This is a genomic window from Streptomyces sp. NBC_01549 (genome assembly GCF_026339955.1).
Lineage (GTDB): Bacteria > Actinomycetota > Actinomycetes > Streptomycetales > Streptomycetaceae > Streptomyces.
The window spans coordinates 608,199-625,637 of the sequence record NZ_JAPEPW010000001.1; the positions used below are offsets into that span (position 1 = coordinate 608,199).

At 71.0% G+C, this 17,439-nt stretch carries 15 protein-coding genes; 5 read left to right on the forward strand and 10 right to left on the reverse strand.

The genetic code is table 11. The features are described from left to right. Window positions 1–288 precede the first annotated feature (288 nt). Window positions 289–1,521, reverse strand: coding sequence for a HAMP domain-containing sensor histidine kinase (locus OG819_RS02560; protein ID WP_266647820.1), 1,233 nt, complete (start codon window positions 1,519–1,521; stop codon window positions 289–291). A gap of 6 nt (window positions 1,522–1,527) precedes the next feature. After that, the gene (locus tag OG819_RS02565) at window positions 1,528–2,181 is read right to left on the reverse strand and encodes a response regulator transcription factor (RefSeq protein ID WP_010983842.1); all 654 of its coding nucleotides are present in this window, start codon (window positions 2,179–2,181) and stop codon (window positions 1,528–1,530) included. A gap of 415 nt (window positions 2,182–2,596) precedes the next feature. Here OG819_RS02565 and OG819_RS02570 point away from each other — a divergent pair, with 415 nt between their 5' ends. Further along, window positions 2,597–2,770, forward strand: a complete 174-nt coding sequence (locus tag OG819_RS02570) for a hypothetical protein (protein ID WP_165854003.1) — start codon at window positions 2,597–2,599, stop codon at window positions 2,768–2,770. A 112-nt stretch (window positions 2,771–2,882) separates the two neighbouring features. Here OG819_RS02570 and OG819_RS02575 read toward each other — a convergent pair whose 3' ends face one another. Further along, window positions 2,883–3,698 (reverse strand): inositol monophosphatase family protein, encoded by an 816-nt coding sequence (locus tag OG819_RS02575; protein WP_266586593.1) that lies wholly within the window; start codon window positions 3,696–3,698, stop codon window positions 2,883–2,885. Window positions 3,699–3,706: 8 nt separating this feature from the next. Continuing rightward, a complete protein-coding gene (locus OG819_RS02580) occupies window positions 3,707–4,834 on the reverse strand; it encodes a ferrochelatase (RefSeq protein WP_266647821.1) in 1,128 nt (375 codons plus the stop codon). 187 nt (window positions 4,835–5,021) lie between these two features. On the opposite strand from OG819_RS02580, the gene OG819_RS02585 reads away from it, so the two are divergent. Together OG819_RS02585 and OG819_RS02590 are read left to right on the forward strand one after the other, a co-directional pair. Beyond that, a complete protein-coding gene (locus OG819_RS02585) occupies window positions 5,022–6,260 on the forward strand; it encodes an MFS transporter (RefSeq protein ID WP_266647822.1) in 1,239 nt (412 codons plus the stop codon). Continuing rightward, the gene (locus OG819_RS02590; protein ID WP_266647824.1) at window positions 6,220–7,539 is read left to right on the forward strand and encodes a D-arabinono-1,4-lactone oxidase; all 1,320 of its coding nucleotides are present in this window, start codon (window positions 6,220–6,222) and stop codon (window positions 7,537–7,539) included. The genes OG819_RS02585 and OG819_RS02590 overlap by 41 nt, the downstream gene beginning before the upstream one ends. Here the strand turns inward: OG819_RS02590 and OG819_RS02595 are convergent. Further along, window positions 7,463–8,230 (reverse strand): hypothetical protein, encoded by a 768-nt coding sequence (locus tag OG819_RS02595; RefSeq protein ID WP_266629518.1) that lies wholly within the window; start codon window positions 8,228–8,230, stop codon window positions 7,463–7,465. The two genes, OG819_RS02590 and OG819_RS02595, sit on opposite strands and share 77 nt — an antisense overlap. Before the next feature lie 471 nt (window positions 8,231–8,701). Between OG819_RS02595 and sepH the strand changes: the two genes are divergently transcribed. Then, window positions 8,702–9,757, forward strand: a complete 1,056-nt coding sequence (gene sepH / locus OG819_RS02600; RefSeq protein WP_266629516.1) for a septation protein SepH — start codon at window positions 8,702–8,704, stop codon at window positions 9,755–9,757. A gap of 85 nt (window positions 9,758–9,842) precedes the next feature. Here sepH and OG819_RS02605 read toward each other — a convergent pair whose 3' ends face one another. Next, complete coding sequence (locus OG819_RS02605; protein WP_266647826.1) at window positions 9,843–10,694, reverse strand: sulfurtransferase; 852 nt, start codon at window positions 10,692–10,694, stop codon at window positions 9,843–9,845. Window positions 10,695–11,017: 323 nt separating this feature from the next. Between OG819_RS02605 and OG819_RS02610 the strand changes: the two genes are divergently transcribed. After that, complete coding sequence (locus OG819_RS02610; RefSeq protein ID WP_266629512.1) at window positions 11,018–11,821, forward strand: VOC family protein; 804 nt, start codon at window positions 11,018–11,020, stop codon at window positions 11,819–11,821. Between the two features lie 19 nt (window positions 11,822–11,840). Here the strand turns inward: OG819_RS02610 and OG819_RS02615 are convergent, their stop codons facing one another. The 4 genes from OG819_RS02615 to OG819_RS02630 form a co-directional block, all read right to left on the reverse strand. Then, window positions 11,841–12,488, reverse strand: coding sequence for a thymidine kinase (locus tag OG819_RS02615; protein WP_266430144.1), 648 nt, complete (start codon window positions 12,486–12,488; stop codon window positions 11,841–11,843). A gap of 51 nt (window positions 12,489–12,539) precedes the next feature. Next, window positions 12,540–13,727, reverse strand: a complete 1,188-nt coding sequence (locus OG819_RS02620; protein WP_266430147.1) for an alkaline phosphatase family protein — start codon at window positions 13,725–13,727, stop codon at window positions 12,540–12,542. After that, window positions 13,727–14,314, reverse strand: a complete 588-nt coding sequence (locus OG819_RS02625) for a DUF5998 family protein (protein WP_206300944.1) — start codon at window positions 14,312–14,314, stop codon at window positions 13,727–13,729. The genes OG819_RS02620 and OG819_RS02625 overlap by 1 nt, the downstream gene beginning before the upstream one ends. Window positions 14,315–14,498: 184 nt before the next feature. Next, on the reverse strand, window positions 14,499–17,318 hold the full coding sequence (locus OG819_RS02630) for a bifunctional GNAT family N-acetyltransferase/acetate--CoA ligase family protein (protein WP_266629509.1): 2,820 nt from the start codon (window positions 17,316–17,318) through the stop codon (window positions 14,499–14,501). Window positions 17,319–17,439: the final 121 nt, after the last annotated feature.

Here is a 17,439-nt window from a genome sequence, read left to right on the forward strand (position 1 = left end):
CTGTTACTCAATCGACACCCAACCGGACTCCTCATGAGTGATCGGCTTGGATGGCGATGCGGACCGTACACGGTCCGAAGGGCCCACTTCAAAGGCGTCCCACCGTGTACTTCCCGTGATCTAGACCCCCGAAAACCCGGATTTTCCCGGCTTTACGACAGCCTGCGTGGCCACGGAGAGTAGATGGCCAGAAACTCGCCCTTGTGATCGATCACACACGAGCCTCCCGGATGGGCGACCAGAAATTTCCGCGCAAAGCGAACATCGTCGCGTGTCCGCGACATGCTCTCAGATAGGAAGGGTGACGCGCATCACGAGCCCACCCCCCTCGCGCGGCTCTGCCGCGATATGGCCACCGTGTGCGCGGGCCACCGACCGGGCGATGGACAGGCCGAGACCCACGCCCTTGTCGCTGCCCGTACGCTCCGTGCGCAGCCGCCGGAAAGGCTCAAAAAGATTGTCGATCTCGTACGCGGGAACCACCGGACCTGTGTTCGAGACCACCAGTACCGCGTGTCCGTGCTGGACCAGAGTCGTGACCTCGACCCAGCCGTCCTCCGACACGTTGTACCGCACCGCGTTCTGGACGAGGTTCAGGGCGATCCGCTCCAGCAGGACGCCATTGCCCTGGACGACCGCCGCGGCGCGCTCCCCGCGGATCTTGACGCCCTTCGCCGCGGCCTCGCCGTGCACCTGGTCGACGGCCTGTGTGGCGACCTCGGCGAGGTCCACGGGCTTGCGCTCCACGATCTGGTTGTCGCTGCGGGCGAGCAGCAGCAGGCCCTCGACGAGCTGCTCACTGCGCTCGTTGGTGGCGAGCAGCGTCTTGCCGAGCTGCTGCAGCTCCACCGGGGCTCCGGGGTCGGACAGGTGCACCTCGAGGAGCGTGCGGTTGATCGCGAGCGGGGTGCGCAGTTCGTGCGACGCGTTGCCGACGAACCGCTGCTGGGCGGTGAAGGCCCGCTGCAGCCGCTCCAGCATGTCGTCGAAGGTGTCCGCCAGCTCCTTCAGCTCGTCGTCCGGGCCGTCCAGCTCGATCCGCCGGGACAGGTCCGAGCCCGCCACCGCGCGCGCGGTGCGGGTGATCCGGCCGAGCGGCGACAGGACGCGGCCCGCCATCGCGTAGCCAAAGGCGAAGGCGATGATCGCGAGGCCGAGCAGGGCGAGCAGGGAGCGGCTGAGCAGGTCGTCCAGGGCGTGCTGACGCTGCTGGTTCACGCAGGCGTTCATCGCGTTGTTGAGCTCGTTCGCCGTCGGGTTCGACGGGAAGTTGCAGCTGCTGCTTCCCACCTGCCCCGAGAGGATCTTGAAGGGGAGGTCACTGCCCACGTTCAACGCCTGCGCCGCGAGCAGATAGATGATCGACAGCAGCATGATGCCGGCGATCAGGAACATGCCGCCGTACAGCAGTGTGAGCCGTATGCGAATGGTCGGACGCAGCCAGGGGAACGGGGGTTCCGCCCTTCTGGGGTCCCAGGTGGGCTTCGGAGGCGCCGTGGGAGGCGCGGGAGTCGTGGCCACCGGGGATCAGATCCGGTAGCCGGAGCCGGGCACGGTGACGATGACCGGTGGCTCCCCGAGCTTGCGGCGCAGGGTCATGACGGTGACCCGGACGACGTTGGTGAAGGGGTCCGTGTTCTCGTCCCAGGCCTTCTCCAGAAGCTGCTCGGCGGAGACGACGGCGCCCTCGCTGCGCAGCAGCACCTCCAGGACGGCGAACTCCTTGGGCGCGAGCTGGACCTCCTTGCCGTCGCGGAAGACCTCGCGGCGGTTGGGGTCGAGCTTGATCCCGGCACGCTCCAGGACGGGCGGCAGCGGCACGCTCGTACGACGTCCGAGGGCACGCACGCGTGCCGTCAGCTCGCTGAACGCGAACGGCTTGGGGAGGTAGTCGTCGGCGCCGATCTCCAGGCCCTCGACACGGTCGCTGACGTCGCCGGAGGCGGTGAGCATCAGCACGCGCGTGGGCATGCCGAGCTCGACGATCTTGCGGCAGACGTCGTCGCCGTGCACGAGCGGGAGGTCGCGGTCGAGGACGACCACGTCGTAGTCGTTGACGCCGATGCGCTCCAGGGCGGCCGCGCCGTCGTACACGACGTCGACGGCCATGGCCTCCCGGCGCAGTCCGGTGGCCACCGCATCGGCGAGCAGCTGCTCGTCCTCGACGACGAGTACGCGCACGTCGCTTGTCCTTCCTCTGTCCACCCGCGTAGCGCCACTTCGGCGCACGCGGGCAGGGGGTCTGTCACGGGTAAGGCCTCCATCCTGCCCTTTTCGGCCATAAACCGGCTGTAAGACGGGTGAGAGGCGCCCAGTACGCCGGTTCCGGCCCCCGGGAATGCCAGATTTTCTCGTCGGGTTGAGGTTTCCACTGAAGGGAGCCGGGGGAGGACGGCTTTACACCCCGCGATCACGCTCTGCATGTGGCAAGCCACCTTGTGGTACGTCCAACCGCTTCCGCAGAGCGGACGTGGGTGTCCGGCACCGTCGCCGCCCAGCCCGGGCAGCGCTGGGCACCCTCTGGAGACGTGATCGCCCCTTCCCAACGGCACACCCCCGTGCCAACGACCCACGACCCAGGACGAGGGGGCGCAGCATGGACGCATTCACCGCAGGACTTCTGCAGCGCATAAGGGCGACCGAGTCCGACCTGACGCGGGCTCGCGAAACAGGCGACGACTTCCTCGCGGAGGTCGAGCAGGCCGAACTCGAGGACCTGCGCCGCCTTGCCGCCGAGCACGGTGTGGAGGTCGGCGCGTCGCGCGTCTGAGCAGTTCGTACAAGAGCGGGGCCCCGGCATCGATCCAGTGCCGGGGCCCCGCTCCGTAGTTGTGCGTACCGAATTACGTAGCCGCTGTACGGACCGAGGACGGCGGGAGTCCTCAGTCGTGCCAGGCGCCGAACTCCTCCAGAAGCCGCTGGAGGGGCTCGAAGACGCCCGGGGAGGCCGCGACCGCGAGATCGCCCGCAGGGCGCTCTCCGGGGCGTCCACCGGTCAGGGCGCCCGCCTCACGGGCGATCAGGTCGCCCGCCGCGAGGTCCCAGGGGTGCAGGCCGCGCTCGTAGTAGCCGTCGAGGCGGCCCGCGGCCACGTCGCACAGGTCGACGGCCGCCGAACCGCTGCGCCGGATGTCGCGCAGCAGTGGGATCAGCCGATGGGCGACCTCGGCCTGGTGGACCTTGACCTCGGTCACGTAGTTGAAGCCGGTCGAGACCAGGGCCTGGTCCAGTGGCGGCGAGGGACGGCAGGCCAGCCGGCGCTCGCCGACCCACGCTCCGGTGGCCCGGGCGCCCCGGCCGCGCACGGCGCTGTAGGTCTCGCCGCGCATCGGTGCCGCGACGACCCCGACGACGGTCTCGCCGTCCTGCTCGGCCGCGATGGAGACCGCCCAGGTCGGCAGCCCGTAGAGGTAGTTCACGGTGCCGTCGAGCGGGTCCACGACCCAGCGGATGCCGCTGGTGCCCTCGCTGGCGCCGCCCTCCTCGCCGAGGAAGCCGTCATGGGGGCGGTGCTGGGAGATCAGGTCGGTGATCAGCTTCTCGGCGGCGATGTCCATCTCGGTGACGACGTCGATCGGGCTGGACTTGGTGGCGGCCACCGTGAGATCCGCCGGGCGGCCGTCCCGCAGCAGCGCGCCGGCGCGGCGGGCCGCGTCGTGCGCCAGCTGGAGCAGTTCGGTGTGCAGGGGCTCGATCACGGTGCTCCTCAGGCGTACGGGCTGTCGGCGCCCGCGGCGGCGGGCTTCGGGGCACGGGCCGGGCAGCAGCCCACCGGGCACAGGCCGTGGCTCGCGCCGAGCGCGCCCAGGGCGCAGGGTGTCACCCGCAGCCCGTTCTCTGTCGCGGCGCGCTCCAGGACGAGGTCGCGGATCGCCGCCGCGAAGCGGGGGTCGGCGCCCACGGTGGCCGAGCGGCGCACGGGCAGTCCCAGCTCCTCCGCCTTGGCCTTCGCCTCCGTGTCGAGGTCGTACAGAACTTCCATGTGGTCCGAGACGAACCCGATGGGGGCCATCACGACGGCCGGGACCCCGGCCCCGTGCAGCTCCTCCAGGTGGTCGCAGATGTCGGGCTCTAGCCACGGGATGTGCGGGGCTCCGGAACGCGACTGGTACACAAGCTGCCAGGGATGCTCGATGCCGGTCTCCTCGCGGACGGCGTCGGCGATCAGCCGTGCCACATCCAGGTGCTGCTTGACGTAGGCACCGCCCTCGCCGTGGTCCTCGGCCGGGCCGGAGGTGTCGGCGGCCGCGGTGGGGATGGAGTGCGTGGTGAAGGCGAGGTGCGCGCCCGCCCGTACGTCCTCGGGGAGCTCGGCGAGGGACTTCAGGACGCCCTCGATCATGGGCTCCACGAAGCCGGGGTGGTTGAAGTAGTGCCGCAGCTTGTCGATCTTCGGCAGCTCCAGGCCCTCGGCCTCCAGGGTCGCCAGGGCGCCGGCGAGGTCCTCGCGGTACTGCCGGCAGCCCGAGTACGAGGCGTACGCGCTCGTGGCGAGGACGAGGACGCGGCGGCGGCCGTCGGCGACCATCTCACGCAGGGTGTCGGTGAGGTACGGCGCCCAGTTGCGGTTGCCCCAGTACACGGGCAGGTCCAGGCCGTGGTCGGCGAAGTCCTTGCGGAGGGCGTCGAGCAGGCCACGGTTTTGGGCGTTGATCGGGCTGACCCCGCCGAACAGGAAGTAGTGCTGCCCCACTTCCTTCAGCCGTTCCTTGGGGATGCCCCTCCCCCGCGTCACGTTCTCCAGGAACGGAACCACGTCGTCCGGGCCTTCGGGGCCGCCGAACGAGAGCAGGAGCAGGGCGTCGTAGGGGGTGGCATCGAGCGCATCTGGCATGCGTCCGATCCTGCCATCCGTCGCTGACAGCCGGACAACAGCCACGTGACGAGCGGAATCGGGGAGGACCCGACCGAGGCGTTAGGGTCACCTAACCAGTAAGCTGTATTGGCCATCTTCACGCCTTACCGGAGTCCGGCCGCACGCGGTGACCGTGCGGTCGGGCCGAGCCCACCGGAGACCCCTCGTGCCGAGCCCGTACCGCGCCCTGTTCGCCGCCCCCGGCTCCAGGGGGTTCTCCGCCGCGGGCTTCCTCGGCCGGATGCCGCTGTCGATGATGGGCATCGGCGTGGTGACGATGATCTCCCAGCTCACCGGGCGGTACGGGCTCGCGGGCGCGCTGTCGGCGACCATGGCGCTGGCGGCCGCGGTGATGGGCCCACAGGTCTCCCGGATGGTGGACCGGCACGGTCAGCGGCGGGTGCTGCGCCCCGTCACCCTGTTCGCGCTCACCGCGGCCGCCGGGCTGCTGCTGGCCGCGCACTTCGAGTGGCCGGACTGGGTGCTGTTCCTCTGCGCGGCGGGGATCGGCTGCGTCCCGAGCATCGGCGCGATGGTCCGGGCCCGCTGGGCGGCCCTCTACGGGGGCACCCCGCAGTTGCACACCGCGTACTCCTTCGAGTCCGTGGTGGACGAGGTCTGCTTCATCTTCGGGCCGATCTTCTCCATCGGCCTGTCCACGGTGTGGTTCCCGGAGGCCGGTCCGCTGCTCGCCGCCTGCTTCCTGGCCGCGGGCGTCTTCTGGCTCACCTCCCAGCACGCGACCGAGCCCGTGCCACATCCGCGTGAGCAGCACACCAGTGGCTCGGCACTGCGCGCGGCCGGACTCCAGGTCCTCGTGGCCACGTTCGTGGCGACGGGAGCGATCTTCGGGGCCGTGGACGTGGTCACCGTGGCCTTCGCGGAGGAGCAGGGCCACAAGGGTGCCGCGAGCGTGGTTCTGGCCCTCTACGCGGCGGGTTCCTGCGTGGCGGGAGCCGTGTTCGGACTGCTGCACCTCAACGGGGCGCCCGAACGTCGGTGGCTGCTGGGCATATGCGCCATGGCCGTGAGTATGATCCCCCTGCTACTGGTCGGAAACTTGCCGTTTCTGGCCGTGGCGCTGTTCGTTGCGGGCCTGTCCATCGCTCCCACGATGATCACGACGATGTCCCTCATCGAACAGCACGTACCACGCGCGAAACTGACCGAGGGCATGACCTGGGTGAGCACCGGACTCGCGGTCGGGGTCGCGCTCGGCTCCTCCGTGGCCGGCTGGGTGATCGACGCCGCCGGTGCGAAGGCCGGGTACGGGGTTCCGGCGGTGTCCGGAGCCGTCGCGGTCGCGGTCGGATTCCTCGGGTATCGCCGGCTGAGCAGGCCGGTTCCGCAGCGGGAGGGGACCCATGAGCACCACAGTGAGCGGGAAGAGTGGCACGTGGCGTAACTGGGCGGGGAACGTCACCGCCCGTCCCGTGCGGGAGGTCGCCCCCGCTTCGGTCGAGGAGCTCGCCGCGGCCGTTCGCAAGGCGGCCGACGACGGCCTGAGGGTCAAGGCCGTCGGCACCGGGCACTCCTTCACGGCCGCCGCCGCGACCGACGGCGTGTTGATCCGCCCTCAACTGTTGACCGGCATCCGCAACATCGACCGCGAGGCCGGAACCGTCACCGTCGAGGCGGGCACCCCGCTCAAGCGTCTCAATGTGGCTCTCGCGCGCGAGGGGCTGTCGCTCACGAATATGGGCGACATCATGGAGCAGACGGTCTCGGGCGCGACCAGTACCGGAACGCACGGCACGGGCCGCGACTCGGCCTCGATCGCCGCGCAGATCAAGGGCCTTGAGCTGATCACCGCGGACGGCTCGCTCCTCACCTGCTCCGAGAAGGAGAACCCCGAGGTCTTCACGGCCGCCCGCGTCGGCATCGGCGCCCTGGGGATCGTCACCGCGATCACCTTCTCCGTAGAACCCATTTTTCTGCTCACGGCCCGCGAGGAGCCGATGACCTTCGACAAGGTCACCGCCGACTTCGACGAACTCTTCACGGAGAACGAGCACTTCGAGTTCTACTGGTTCCCGCACACCGGCAACTGCAACACCAAGCGCAACAACCGCAGCGCCGGCCCGGAGAGGCCCATCGGACAGATCGGTGGTTGGATCGAGGACGAGTTCCTCTCCAACGGGGTCTTCCAGGTGGCCAATCTGGTCGGCCGCGCCGTGCCCGCCACCATCCCGACGATCGCGAAGATCTCCAGCCGCGCGCTGTCCGCGCGGACCTACACCGACATTCCCTACAAGGTCTTCACTTCTCCGCGCCGGGTGCGCTTCGTGGAGATGGAGTACGCCGTTCCGCGCGAGGCGCTCGTCGAGACGCTGCGCGAGTTGAAGAAGATGGTCGACCGCTCGTCCTTGCGGGTCAGCTTCCCCGTCGAGGTGCGTACGGCCCCCGCGGACGACATCACGCTCTCCACGGGGTCCGGTCGGGAGAGCGCCTACATCGCCGTCCACATGTTCAGGGGTACGCCCTATCAGGCGTACTTCACCGTGGCCGAACGGATCTTCACGGCGCACGAGGGTCGCCCGCACTGGGGCAAGGTGCACACCCGCGACGCGGAGTACTTCTCGAAGGTGTATCCGCGCTTCGGCGAGTTCACGGCACTGAGGGACCGGCTTGACCCGGATCGGCGCTTCGGGAACGACTACTTGCGTCGGGTGCTGGGCTCGTAGACGAACCGTCCGTGGGCGCCGGGGTGTCGGCCGGCGCCTGCGAAGCGGCGCTGGAACTCGGCGTCGGCGCCGGGGTCGTGGCACCGCCATCACCCTGAGGGGCGTCGGCGCCGGAACCGCTTTCGGTGCCGGGGGTGCTGTCGGTGGCCGACGGCTCCCTCGACGAGGATCCGCTCGACGGCGTCGCACCGGGCTTGGAGTGGGAGCTGGAGCCGCCGCTCTTGAAGGCGTCACCGACGGTGGTGCTCGTGCCGTCGCCGCTGAAGCTCTGCCCCGACACCAGCTCGTACGTCGTGATCCCCGCCATCGTGACGCCGAAGACGAGCGCCGCGGCCACCAGCGGCCGCTTCCAGCTCCTGACCCTGGCGCGGTAGACGGTGCCCTCGGTGAACTGCCCCGTCACCGGGGTCTGCTGGGGCCTCGGCTTCGTCTGGACCGTCACATCGCGGAGCTGCTCGCCGGTGCGCTTGAAGAAGTGCTGGAAGACGGTGCCCCCACAGGTGGCGATCGCGCTGACCACTCCGGCGCCCAGGATCGTCCCGTACACCCCGAAGTAGGAGGCGAGTTTGGCCGCCACCACCGCGGCCACGGCGCTGCCCGCCACTTGCGGAAGGCTCAGGTCCACCCGCTTCTTCCTCTGTTCCCCCTCCTTCGCCCTCGGTTCCTCGCCACCAGCCGACTTCTCACGCATCCCCGGACCTTGCCTGCCTTTCCCGTACTTCTCGACCGCTTGCACGAGAAAGGGACGAATAGGCGAAACCTTTAGTTCCGTTTCCGGCGATTACGTGAAGTACGACACGTTTCAAGGTCACGAATACGGCGCAACGGACGGCCAACTACCACCCCCCACTAGAAGTTGGGCGGCGCGCCGATCCACGCACGTGGCCCGAATGGAGTACTGTTGCGAGCCCTGGGTCCGGACTCCCGCCAGGGTGTCCGGGGCCTGACAGGACCGCCGGGAGGGGGCTCGTTGCACAGGGTGATGGAGTTCGTCACTTAGCGTTGCGAATAGGTAACCGTGCCATAACGGCGACCCCGGGCCCGTGCCCGACACGCCGGGCAACTCGGCAAGGTTGTGGCAGGCTGCACCCGGGCAGGCCACACTCGACTAGCGGAAGCAGCGACGCACGTGACGTCGGCAGGCACCACCCGGGAGGTCCCCATGCCCGAACTGCGTGTCGTGGCCGTCTCTAACGACGGCACACGGCTGGTGCTGAAGGCTGCGGACAGCACGGAGTACACGCTTCCGATTGACGAGCGTCTGCGCGCCGCTGTTCGCGGTGACCGTCCCCGCCTCGGCCAGATCGAGATCGAGGTGGAGAGCCATCTCCGCCCCCGAGACATCCAGGCGCGGATACGCGCCGGCGCCTCCGCGGAGGAAGTCGCCCAGCTCGCGGGAATCCCCGTCGACCGGGTGCGTCGCTTCGAGGGCCCCGTGCTCGCCGAGCGCGCCTTCATGGCCGAGCGGGCCCGAAAGACTCCTGTCCGCCGCCCCGGTGAGAACGCCGGACCCCAGCTCGGCGAGGCCGTCCAGGAGCGGCTGCTGATCCGGGGCGCCGAGAAGGACACCGTCCAGTGGGACTCGTGGCGTCGTGACGACGGCACGTGGGAAGTGCTGCTGGTCTACCTGGTCGCGGGCGAACCGCACTCGGCGAGCTGGACGTACGACCCGCCCCGGCGGCTCGTCCAGGCCGTCGACGACGAGGCGCGCTCGCTGATCGGCGAGTCCGACGATCTCGCGGCCCCCGAACCGAGCTTCCCGTTCGTCCCGCGCATCGCACGGCTGCCGCGCGACCGTCCGCTGGACCGTGCCCTGGACCGGCAGATGGAGCGCCCGAGCCTGCCCGGGCCCTCCCCCGAGCCGGTCGAGGAGAGCGTGAGCGACCGCGACTCGCTCACCAGCCTCCTGGAAGCGGTGCCCAGCTTCCGGGGCGACATGGTGGTGCCCGAGCGGCCCGCCACCACGGAACTCCCGGCGACGGAGGAGCCCCCCACCGAGCCCGAGGCGGAGGAGCCCCCGGCCCCCGCGGCCTCGGCCGGTGCCGGTTCCGCCTACGCGGACGTACTCATGCCCCGCTCGGTCGGCAGCCATCGCGACCGTCTCGTCGGCGCGACCGACCGCCAGGCCGAGGCCGACGGCGTCCGCCCGGGCCGCAGAGCGGCGGTCCCGAGCTGGGACGAGATCGTCTTCGGGACACGACGGAAGAAGCAGGATTAGTCGGTTGTACGGCAAAGGGGCCCGCGCCAGGCTGGAGCGGGCCCCTTTGCCGTTACTCGGGGTCGGGGCCAGCCGCGACGTGCCGTTACTGGGGGTCGGGGCCCACCGCGACCGGACGGCCGCCGTCCCGCGACCACTCCGACCAGGAACCCACGTACAGAGCTGCCGGGATGCCCGCGACGGCGAGCGCCAGCACCTCGTGGGCGGCGGAGACGCCCGAGCCGCAGTAGACGCCGACCTCCGAAGTGCCGGTCACGCCGAGGGACTTGAAGCGCTCAGCGAGCTCGTCCGATGGCCGGAACTCGCCGGTCTCCGTGACGTTCTCCGCGGTCGGCGCCGAGACCGCGCCCGGGATGTGCCCGCCGACGGGGTCGATCGGCTCGACCTCGCCCCGATAGCGCTCACCGGCCCGGGCGTCCAGCAGCAGCCCCGTACGGGCGAGCGCGGCGGCCCCGTCCGCGTCCAGCAGCGGCCGGGCGCCCGGTACCGGCTCGAAGGTTCCGGGGGCGGGCTTCGAAACCTCCGAGGCCACCGGCCCGCTCCAGGAGGCCAGCCCGCCGTCAAGCACGCGCACCGCCGGATGACCCGTCCAGCCCAGCAGCCACCAAGCCCGCGCGGCGGCCCACCCCACGCCACCGTCGTACACGACGACATCCCGGTCCGTGGACACCCCGGCGGCCCGCATCGCGGCGCCGAAGACCTCCAGGTCGGGCAGTGGATGGCGGCCGCCCTCCCCCGGCTCCCCGGCCAGTTCGGCATCCAGGTCGACGAAGACCGCGCCGGGGATGTGCCCTGCCTCGTAGGCGGCCCTGCCGTCGAAGGGAGCGGCCCCGGCGGCCGTGGCCACGGAGAGCTGCCAGCGGATGTCGAGCACGACCGGCGGGTTCGGTCCCACCAGATCGCTCGCGAGTTCGGATGCGGAGATGATGGCGTTCATGGCCACCATCCTCGCCTACGGGGTGGCCCCGGCGTCCAGGTCCGGCTACTCTGCTCGGCCGGACAGGTCCGATCACCCGGCGTACGGGATCGGGCACATGCTGTACAGCCGATGGACACCCCCCGGCAATCGCGCGGAAACGGATGGGAAACGGCACATCGGGCATTCTCCGGCGGTGGACCGCTACACGATGACGCCGTCGGGGCGCGCAGGGTGACGGGTGGTGCGAGCATCGGCACGGGGCGTGCACGCGCGCGATTGCGGTACGCGGTTGGTAGGCGGAAGGTGAACGGCCACCGCGAGGGGCCGAGAAGAGAGTGACGATGACCGAGGCACGGGAGTCGGCCGGCCCGAAAGGCACCACGAACGCTCGGCACGCGCCCGGCGTGCCCTGCTGGGTGAGCCTGATGGTGCACGGAATGGCGACGACCCAGGAGTTCTACGGAGAGCTGTTCGGCTGGGAGTTCCAGCCGGGCCCGCGGCAGCTCGGCCCTTATGCGCGGGCCCTGCTCGACGGCCACGAGGTGGCGGGGATCGGACAGATGCCATCCGACCGGCATCTGCCGGTCGCCTGGACGCCGTATTTCGCCTCGGAGGACGTGAACCACACCGCCGAGTCGGTACGGCACTGCGGCGGCACCGTGGGCGTGGGTCCCCTGGACGCCGGAGAGGCCGGGCGGCTGCTGATCGCCTCGGACCCCACAGGCGCCGTCTTCGGGGTCTGGCAGGCGGCGGCCCATCTGGGCACGGCGCTCCACGGGGTGCACGGCACGCCCGCCTGGATCGAGTTGCTGACCCGCGACACCGAGAGCGTCGTCAAGTTCTACCAGGGGGTCTTCGGACACGAGCCGGAGGCGGTCGTCTCGGCCGACTTCGACTACGTGACCCTGCACATCGACGGCCGCCCGGTGGCCGGCATGCACGGAGTCGGCCACGGGCTGCCCCGCGACCGAGGCTCGCACTGGCTGACGTACTTCGAGGTCGCGGACGTGGACGAGGCCGTCGCCGAGGCCACCCACCTCGGCGGACACCTCCTCAAGGCGGCCCACGACTCGCCCTACGGACGGGTGGCCACGGTGGCGGACCCGGAGGGCGCGGTGTTCTCGGTGATCCGCACCGAGCGGTGATGCGCGCTGTGCGCCGAGGTCAGGCGGAGGCGATCGGCAGTACGTCCGGCGAAAGGGCGCCCGCGCGGGCCGTCGCCGCCGTCATCCGGCGCCGGTGGTGTCGGCGGCACAGGACCTCGTAGCCGATGTCCTCCGCCTGATTGACGTCGCCCACGACCACCTGGGCGCCCTCGACGACCATTTCGCCCCCTATCGTGCGGGCGTTGTGGGTAGCGCGGGCGCCGCACCAGCACAGGGCCTCGACCTGGAGGACCTCGACCCGGTCGGCGAGCTCCACGAGGCGCTGGGAGCCCGGGAAGAGCTTGGAGCGGAAGTCGGTGGTGATACCGAAGGCGAAGACGTCGACACCCAGGTCGTCGACCACCCGGGCCAGTTGGTCGATCTGTCCGGGGGCCAGGAACTGGGCCTCGTCCGCGATCACGTAGTCCGCCCGGCCGCCCTGGGAGAGGTGGTCGACGAGGTAGGCGTACAGGTCCTGGTCGTCGGCGACCTCCACGGCGTCCGTGACCAGGCCGAGGCGGGAGGAGAGCTTGCCCTCTCCCGCGCGGTCGTCGCGCGTGAAGATCATGCCCTGCAGGCCCCGGGCCGAGCGGTTGTGCTCGATCTGGAGAGCCAGCGTCGACTTCCCGCAGTCCATCGTTCCGGAGAAGAACACCAGCTCGGGCATGGGGAGTTGAGCACCTTTCGGCAAGAAGGGAGGCAGGCGGAGGGAGAGGGGTCAGGTACGCACTTCCAGGAGCGGAACATGTTGCTCCGCCGGCACCATCGAACCGTGGTTGCCGACCATCGCCGACTCCTTCGGCTCCCGCTCGGACGCGATGATCAGGACGTCGTCGCAGGCTGCCGCCACGACGTCTCCGATCCGGGCGTACACCCGTTCGTCGACCTGCGGCCCGAACCAGCCCGCCGCGATCGCCTCGTCACGCGAAGCCACCCAGAACTGCTCGCCGAGCACCTCGCGCCAGCAGGTCAGGACGTCCGCCTCGGCACCGGGGACGGCGTACACGTGCCGGGCCCGGGCCTCGCCACCCAGCAGGGCGACTCCCGCGCGCAGCTCCCAGTCCTCGTCGAAGTCGATGCGGTGCTGCTCGTCGAAGGGGATGTCGATCATGCCGTGGTCGGCGGTGACGTACAGCGCCGCGCGCGGCGGCAGTTGCTCCGCGAGGCGCTGGACCAGGCGGTCGACGTACATCAGCTGGCCGCGCCAGGGGTCCGAGTCGACGCCGAAGCGGTGGCCCTTGCCGTCCACCTCGGCGTAGTAGGTGTACACCAACGAGCGGTCACCGGCAGCCAGTTGTTCGGCCGCGAGATCCATGCGCTCCTCGCCCGACAGCCGCCCGTGGAACGATCCGCCACTCAGGGCGATCTTCGTGAGCGGGGTGTTCTGGAAGGTCGGGGACGAGACCTGGGCCGTGTGCACACCCGCCGCGTCCGCGAGCTGGAAGACGGTGGGGTACGGCTGCCAGACACGGGGTTCCGTCCAGGGACTCCAGCGCAGCTGGTTCATCAGCTCGCCGGTCCTCGGGTTGCGCACGGTGTAGCCGGGCAGACCGTGCGCACCGGGCGGCAGGCCCGTGCCGACGGAGGCCAGGGAGGTCGCGGTGGTCGCCGGGTAGCCCGCGGTGAGCGGGCGGCCGGTGCCGCCGCGCGAGCTCCCGAGGAGGGAGCTCATGAAGGGGGCCTCGTCCGGGTGCGCCTTCAGCTGCTCCCAGCCGAGACCGTCGATCAGGAAGACGCAGTTCCGGTCGGCCCCGGTCAGCTCCGGTATGGCGGTGCTCATGCCGGGGACGCCCATGCCGGCGGCGAGGGTGGGCAGCAGATCGGCGAGCGAGCCCGCGCCGTACTCGGGGACGGGCGCGGAATCAATGGCCAGCGGTTCCGGGTGGTCCCAGGTGGGCAGCGCCATCAGCGGGCGACGTCCGCGGTCGCCTCGGAGAGGGACTGCGCGAAGGCGAGAGCCTGGCGCACCGTCTCCGGACCGTCCCCGGCCTCGCTGACGCGCAGGCTCAGGTCGTCCGCCGTCGAGTTGCCCGTGTAGCCGTGGTCCGCCTCGCAGTTGGGGTCGCCGCACGCCGCGGGCTCCAGGTCGATACGGGAGACCGCGCCCCAGCCGATGGTCAGGACGACCTCGCGGGGCAGTGTGCCTGGCGTGTACGACTCCGGGTTGGCGACGACGCGGCTGACGACGACCGACGAGATCCGGCCGAGTTTCACCGACTCGGTCGATGTGGTGGCGTAGGGCGTCGGTGAGGTCGTGTCCGCGTTCTGCTCGTCGGTGTGGCTCACGATGAAGCGGTTGCCGGTGAGGACGAGCACGGTCACGTGCCGGCGCACCTCGTTGGCGTCGAACGTCGTCTCCTGATGGACCAGGTACGACCGGATGGTGTCGCCGCCGATCGCGGCCTCCACCGCCTCGGCCACGAGGGCCGGGTAGTAGCCGCTGCGCTCGATCGCCGCTCGCAGCCCCTGGGTCGTCGTACTGGTCTTGGCCATGACGTCCATCCTACGGTGGCCCACTGACTGCGAGGCACCGCTCGCGGGTGTCTGTCGTGGACGGATCAGAACGAATCGTCTACGGCGGCGGGCGCCGGTGCGGCTCGCAGGACGGGCCGGCACGGGACGACACGGGACGGCACGGCGCGGGACGGCACGGCGCGGGCGACGGGACCGGTACGGCTCAGACGACGGGAAGCGTGCGGGGGCCGAGGTCGTCGCGGACGGGGGCGCGGGCCAGCCGCACGGTGGCGCCGAGCACGCTCAGGCCGCGCGGGGCGACCACCACGGGCTCCAGGGAGACGGCGACGACCTCGGGATGGTCGTCGACCAGCCGCGAGACGCGCAGCATCAGCTCTTCCAGGGCCGCGGTGTCGACCGGCGCCGAGCCCCGCCAGCCGAACAGGAGCGGCGCCGTCCGGATCGACCGGACCAGTGAGCTCGCGTCCCGGTCGGTGACCGGAACCAGCCGGTGTGCCGTGTCCCCGAGCAGCTCCGACGCGGCTCCGGCGAGACCGAACGAGAGCACCGCTCCGGCCGCCGGGTCGATGACGGCCCGTACGACCGTGTCGACCCCGCGTGGCGCCATGCCCTGCACGACCGGGCGCAGCACCTCCGGCGTCCCGAAGAGGTCGGTCAACTCCGCGTACGCCCTCCTCAGTTGCGCCTCGTCCGTCAGGTCCAGGCGTACGCCGCCCAGGTCGGCACGGTGCCTCAGGTGCGGGGCGGTGGTCTTGAGTGCCACCGGGTAGCCGAGGGTCCGCGCGGCCGCGGCGGCCTCGTCGGGTGTCGGCGCGGGCCGCGCCTGGTGTACGTCGATGCCGTACCGCCCGAGCAGCACACAGGCGGCCTCGGGGGCGAGCGTCAGTCCGGAGCCCCGGGAGAGCACCTCGTCGATCTGCTCGGCGGCGCCCTTCTCGTCGATGTCCTCGTACTCGGGGACCTTGCCGGGGTCGGCCACCTCACGCCGCCACTGGGCGTACTTCACGGCCTCGGCGAGGGCGCGGACGGCACGCTCGGCGGCGGGGTAGGCGGGGATGAGCCGGGGGCTCGCCTGCGAGGGGTCGCTCACCGCGGCGGCCGGGCGTTCGGCGGGACGGGGTGTCTGGCCTGCGCCGGGTGCCGTGGACGCCGTCTGTGGTGCGGTGCTGGCCGCCGCGGACAGGGCCTCCGCGAGTCCACCGAGCTCGACGTGCACCACGAGCACCGGCTTCGCCGGGGCCGAGGCCGAGGCCGACCGCAGGGCCTTTGCCAGGGCCGCGTCCTGGGCCGACGTCTCCCCCACCGCCGGTATGGCGGTCACCACCACGATGTCGCACCGGTCATCGGCGAGGGCGTGCGTCAGCGCCCTGTGGAAGTCGTCCGCCGAAGCCGCCGTGGTCAGATCCAGGGGAGGCAGCGGTCGCAGTCCTTCGGCGAGGCACGCGTCGAACGTCAGCAGCCCGAGGGACTCCGAGTTGCCGAGGATCGCCACCCGGGGTCCCGCGGGGAGCGGCTGGCGGGCCAGCAGGAGCCCCGCGTCGACCAGCTCGGTGATCGTGTCGACCCGGATCACCCCGGCCTGCCGCAGCAGCGCGGACACGGTGGCGTGCGGCAGCCGTGTGGCCCGTACGGCGTGCCCCTGGGGAGCGGCGGCGTGCCGCGCGCCCTGGACCACGACCAGCGGCTTGGCCGCTGCCGTCCGCCGGGCGAGGCGGGTGAACTTGCGCGGGTTGCCGATGGATTCGAGGTACATCAGGGCGACGTCGGTGTCCGGGTCGTCGTACCAGTACTGGAGTACGTCGTTGCCGGACACGTCCGCCCGGTTCCCGGAGGAGACGAAGGTGGACACGCCGGTCACGCCGGTGACGCCGCCGCCGCGCCGGTGCAGCCGGGAGAGCAGGGCGATCCCGATCGCGCCGGACTGGGCGAACAGGCCTATCCGCCCGGGGCGCGGCATCTCGGGCGCGAGCGAGGCGTTGAGGCGCACCTCGGGGGAGGTGTTGATGATCCCGAAGGCGTTCGGTCCGATGATGCGCATCCCGTACGTACGGGCCTGGCGGACGAGTGCGCGCTGGCGCTCGCGTCCGGCGGGGCCACTCTCGGCGTACCCGGCGGAGACGACCACGATGCCCTGCACCCCGTGCTCGCCGCACTCCGCGACGACCTCGGGGACGTACGGCGCGGGCACGGCGACGACCGCGAGGTCGACGGGCTCGGCGATGTCACGGACGGAGCGGTGGGCCGGGACCCCGGCGAGCTCCTTCTCCTGGAGCGCCTTGTTCACGGCGTACAGGCGGCCGGTGAACCCGGCCGCGCGCAGGTTGTCGAGGACGCTGCGTCCCACCCCGCCGGGCGTACGGCCCGCTCCGATGACGGCGACCGAGCCGGGCGCGAGCAGGCGCTGCACGGACCGTGCCTCGGCGCGCTGCTCCCGCGCGCGCTGCACGGCGAGCGAGCGGTCGGTGGGTTCGAGGTCGAACTCCAGGCGGACGACGCCGTCCTCGAAGTGCCGCTTCTGCTGGTACCCGGCGTCCGTGAACACCTTGATCATCTTGGTGTTGGCGGGTAGCACCTCGGCGGCGAACCGGCGGATGTCCCGCTCCCTGGCGACGGCCGCGATGTGCTCCAAGAGGGCCGAGGCGACGCCACGGCCCTGGTGGGCGTCCTGCACGAGAAAGGCGACCTCGGCCTCGTCGGCGGGTGCGGAGGCGGCCCGACCATCGGCATTAATACGGTCATAGCGTACGGTGGCGATGAACTCGCCGCCGACCGTGGCCGCGAGTCCCACCCTGTCCACAAAGTCGTGGTGCGTGAAGCGGTGGACATCCTTGGCGGACAGGCGCGGGTAGGGCGCGAAGAAGCGGTAGTACTTCGACTCGTCCGAGACCTGCTCGTAGAAGCTCACCAGCCGCTCGGCGTCGTCGACGGTGATGGGCCTGATGCGGGCGGTGCCGCCGTCGCGCAGCACCACGTCGGCCTCCCAGTGGGAGGGGTACTCGTGCCGGTCCGACGAGGTCTGCATGGGGCCCAGAGTACGGCTCGCGTCCGACAACGGCGCGGGGCAGGCTGAGGGCACCGACGTCGGATCCAGGCCGGGATCCGACGCCGGAGTCCGGGAGAGGAACAACACCTTTCCCCGGACT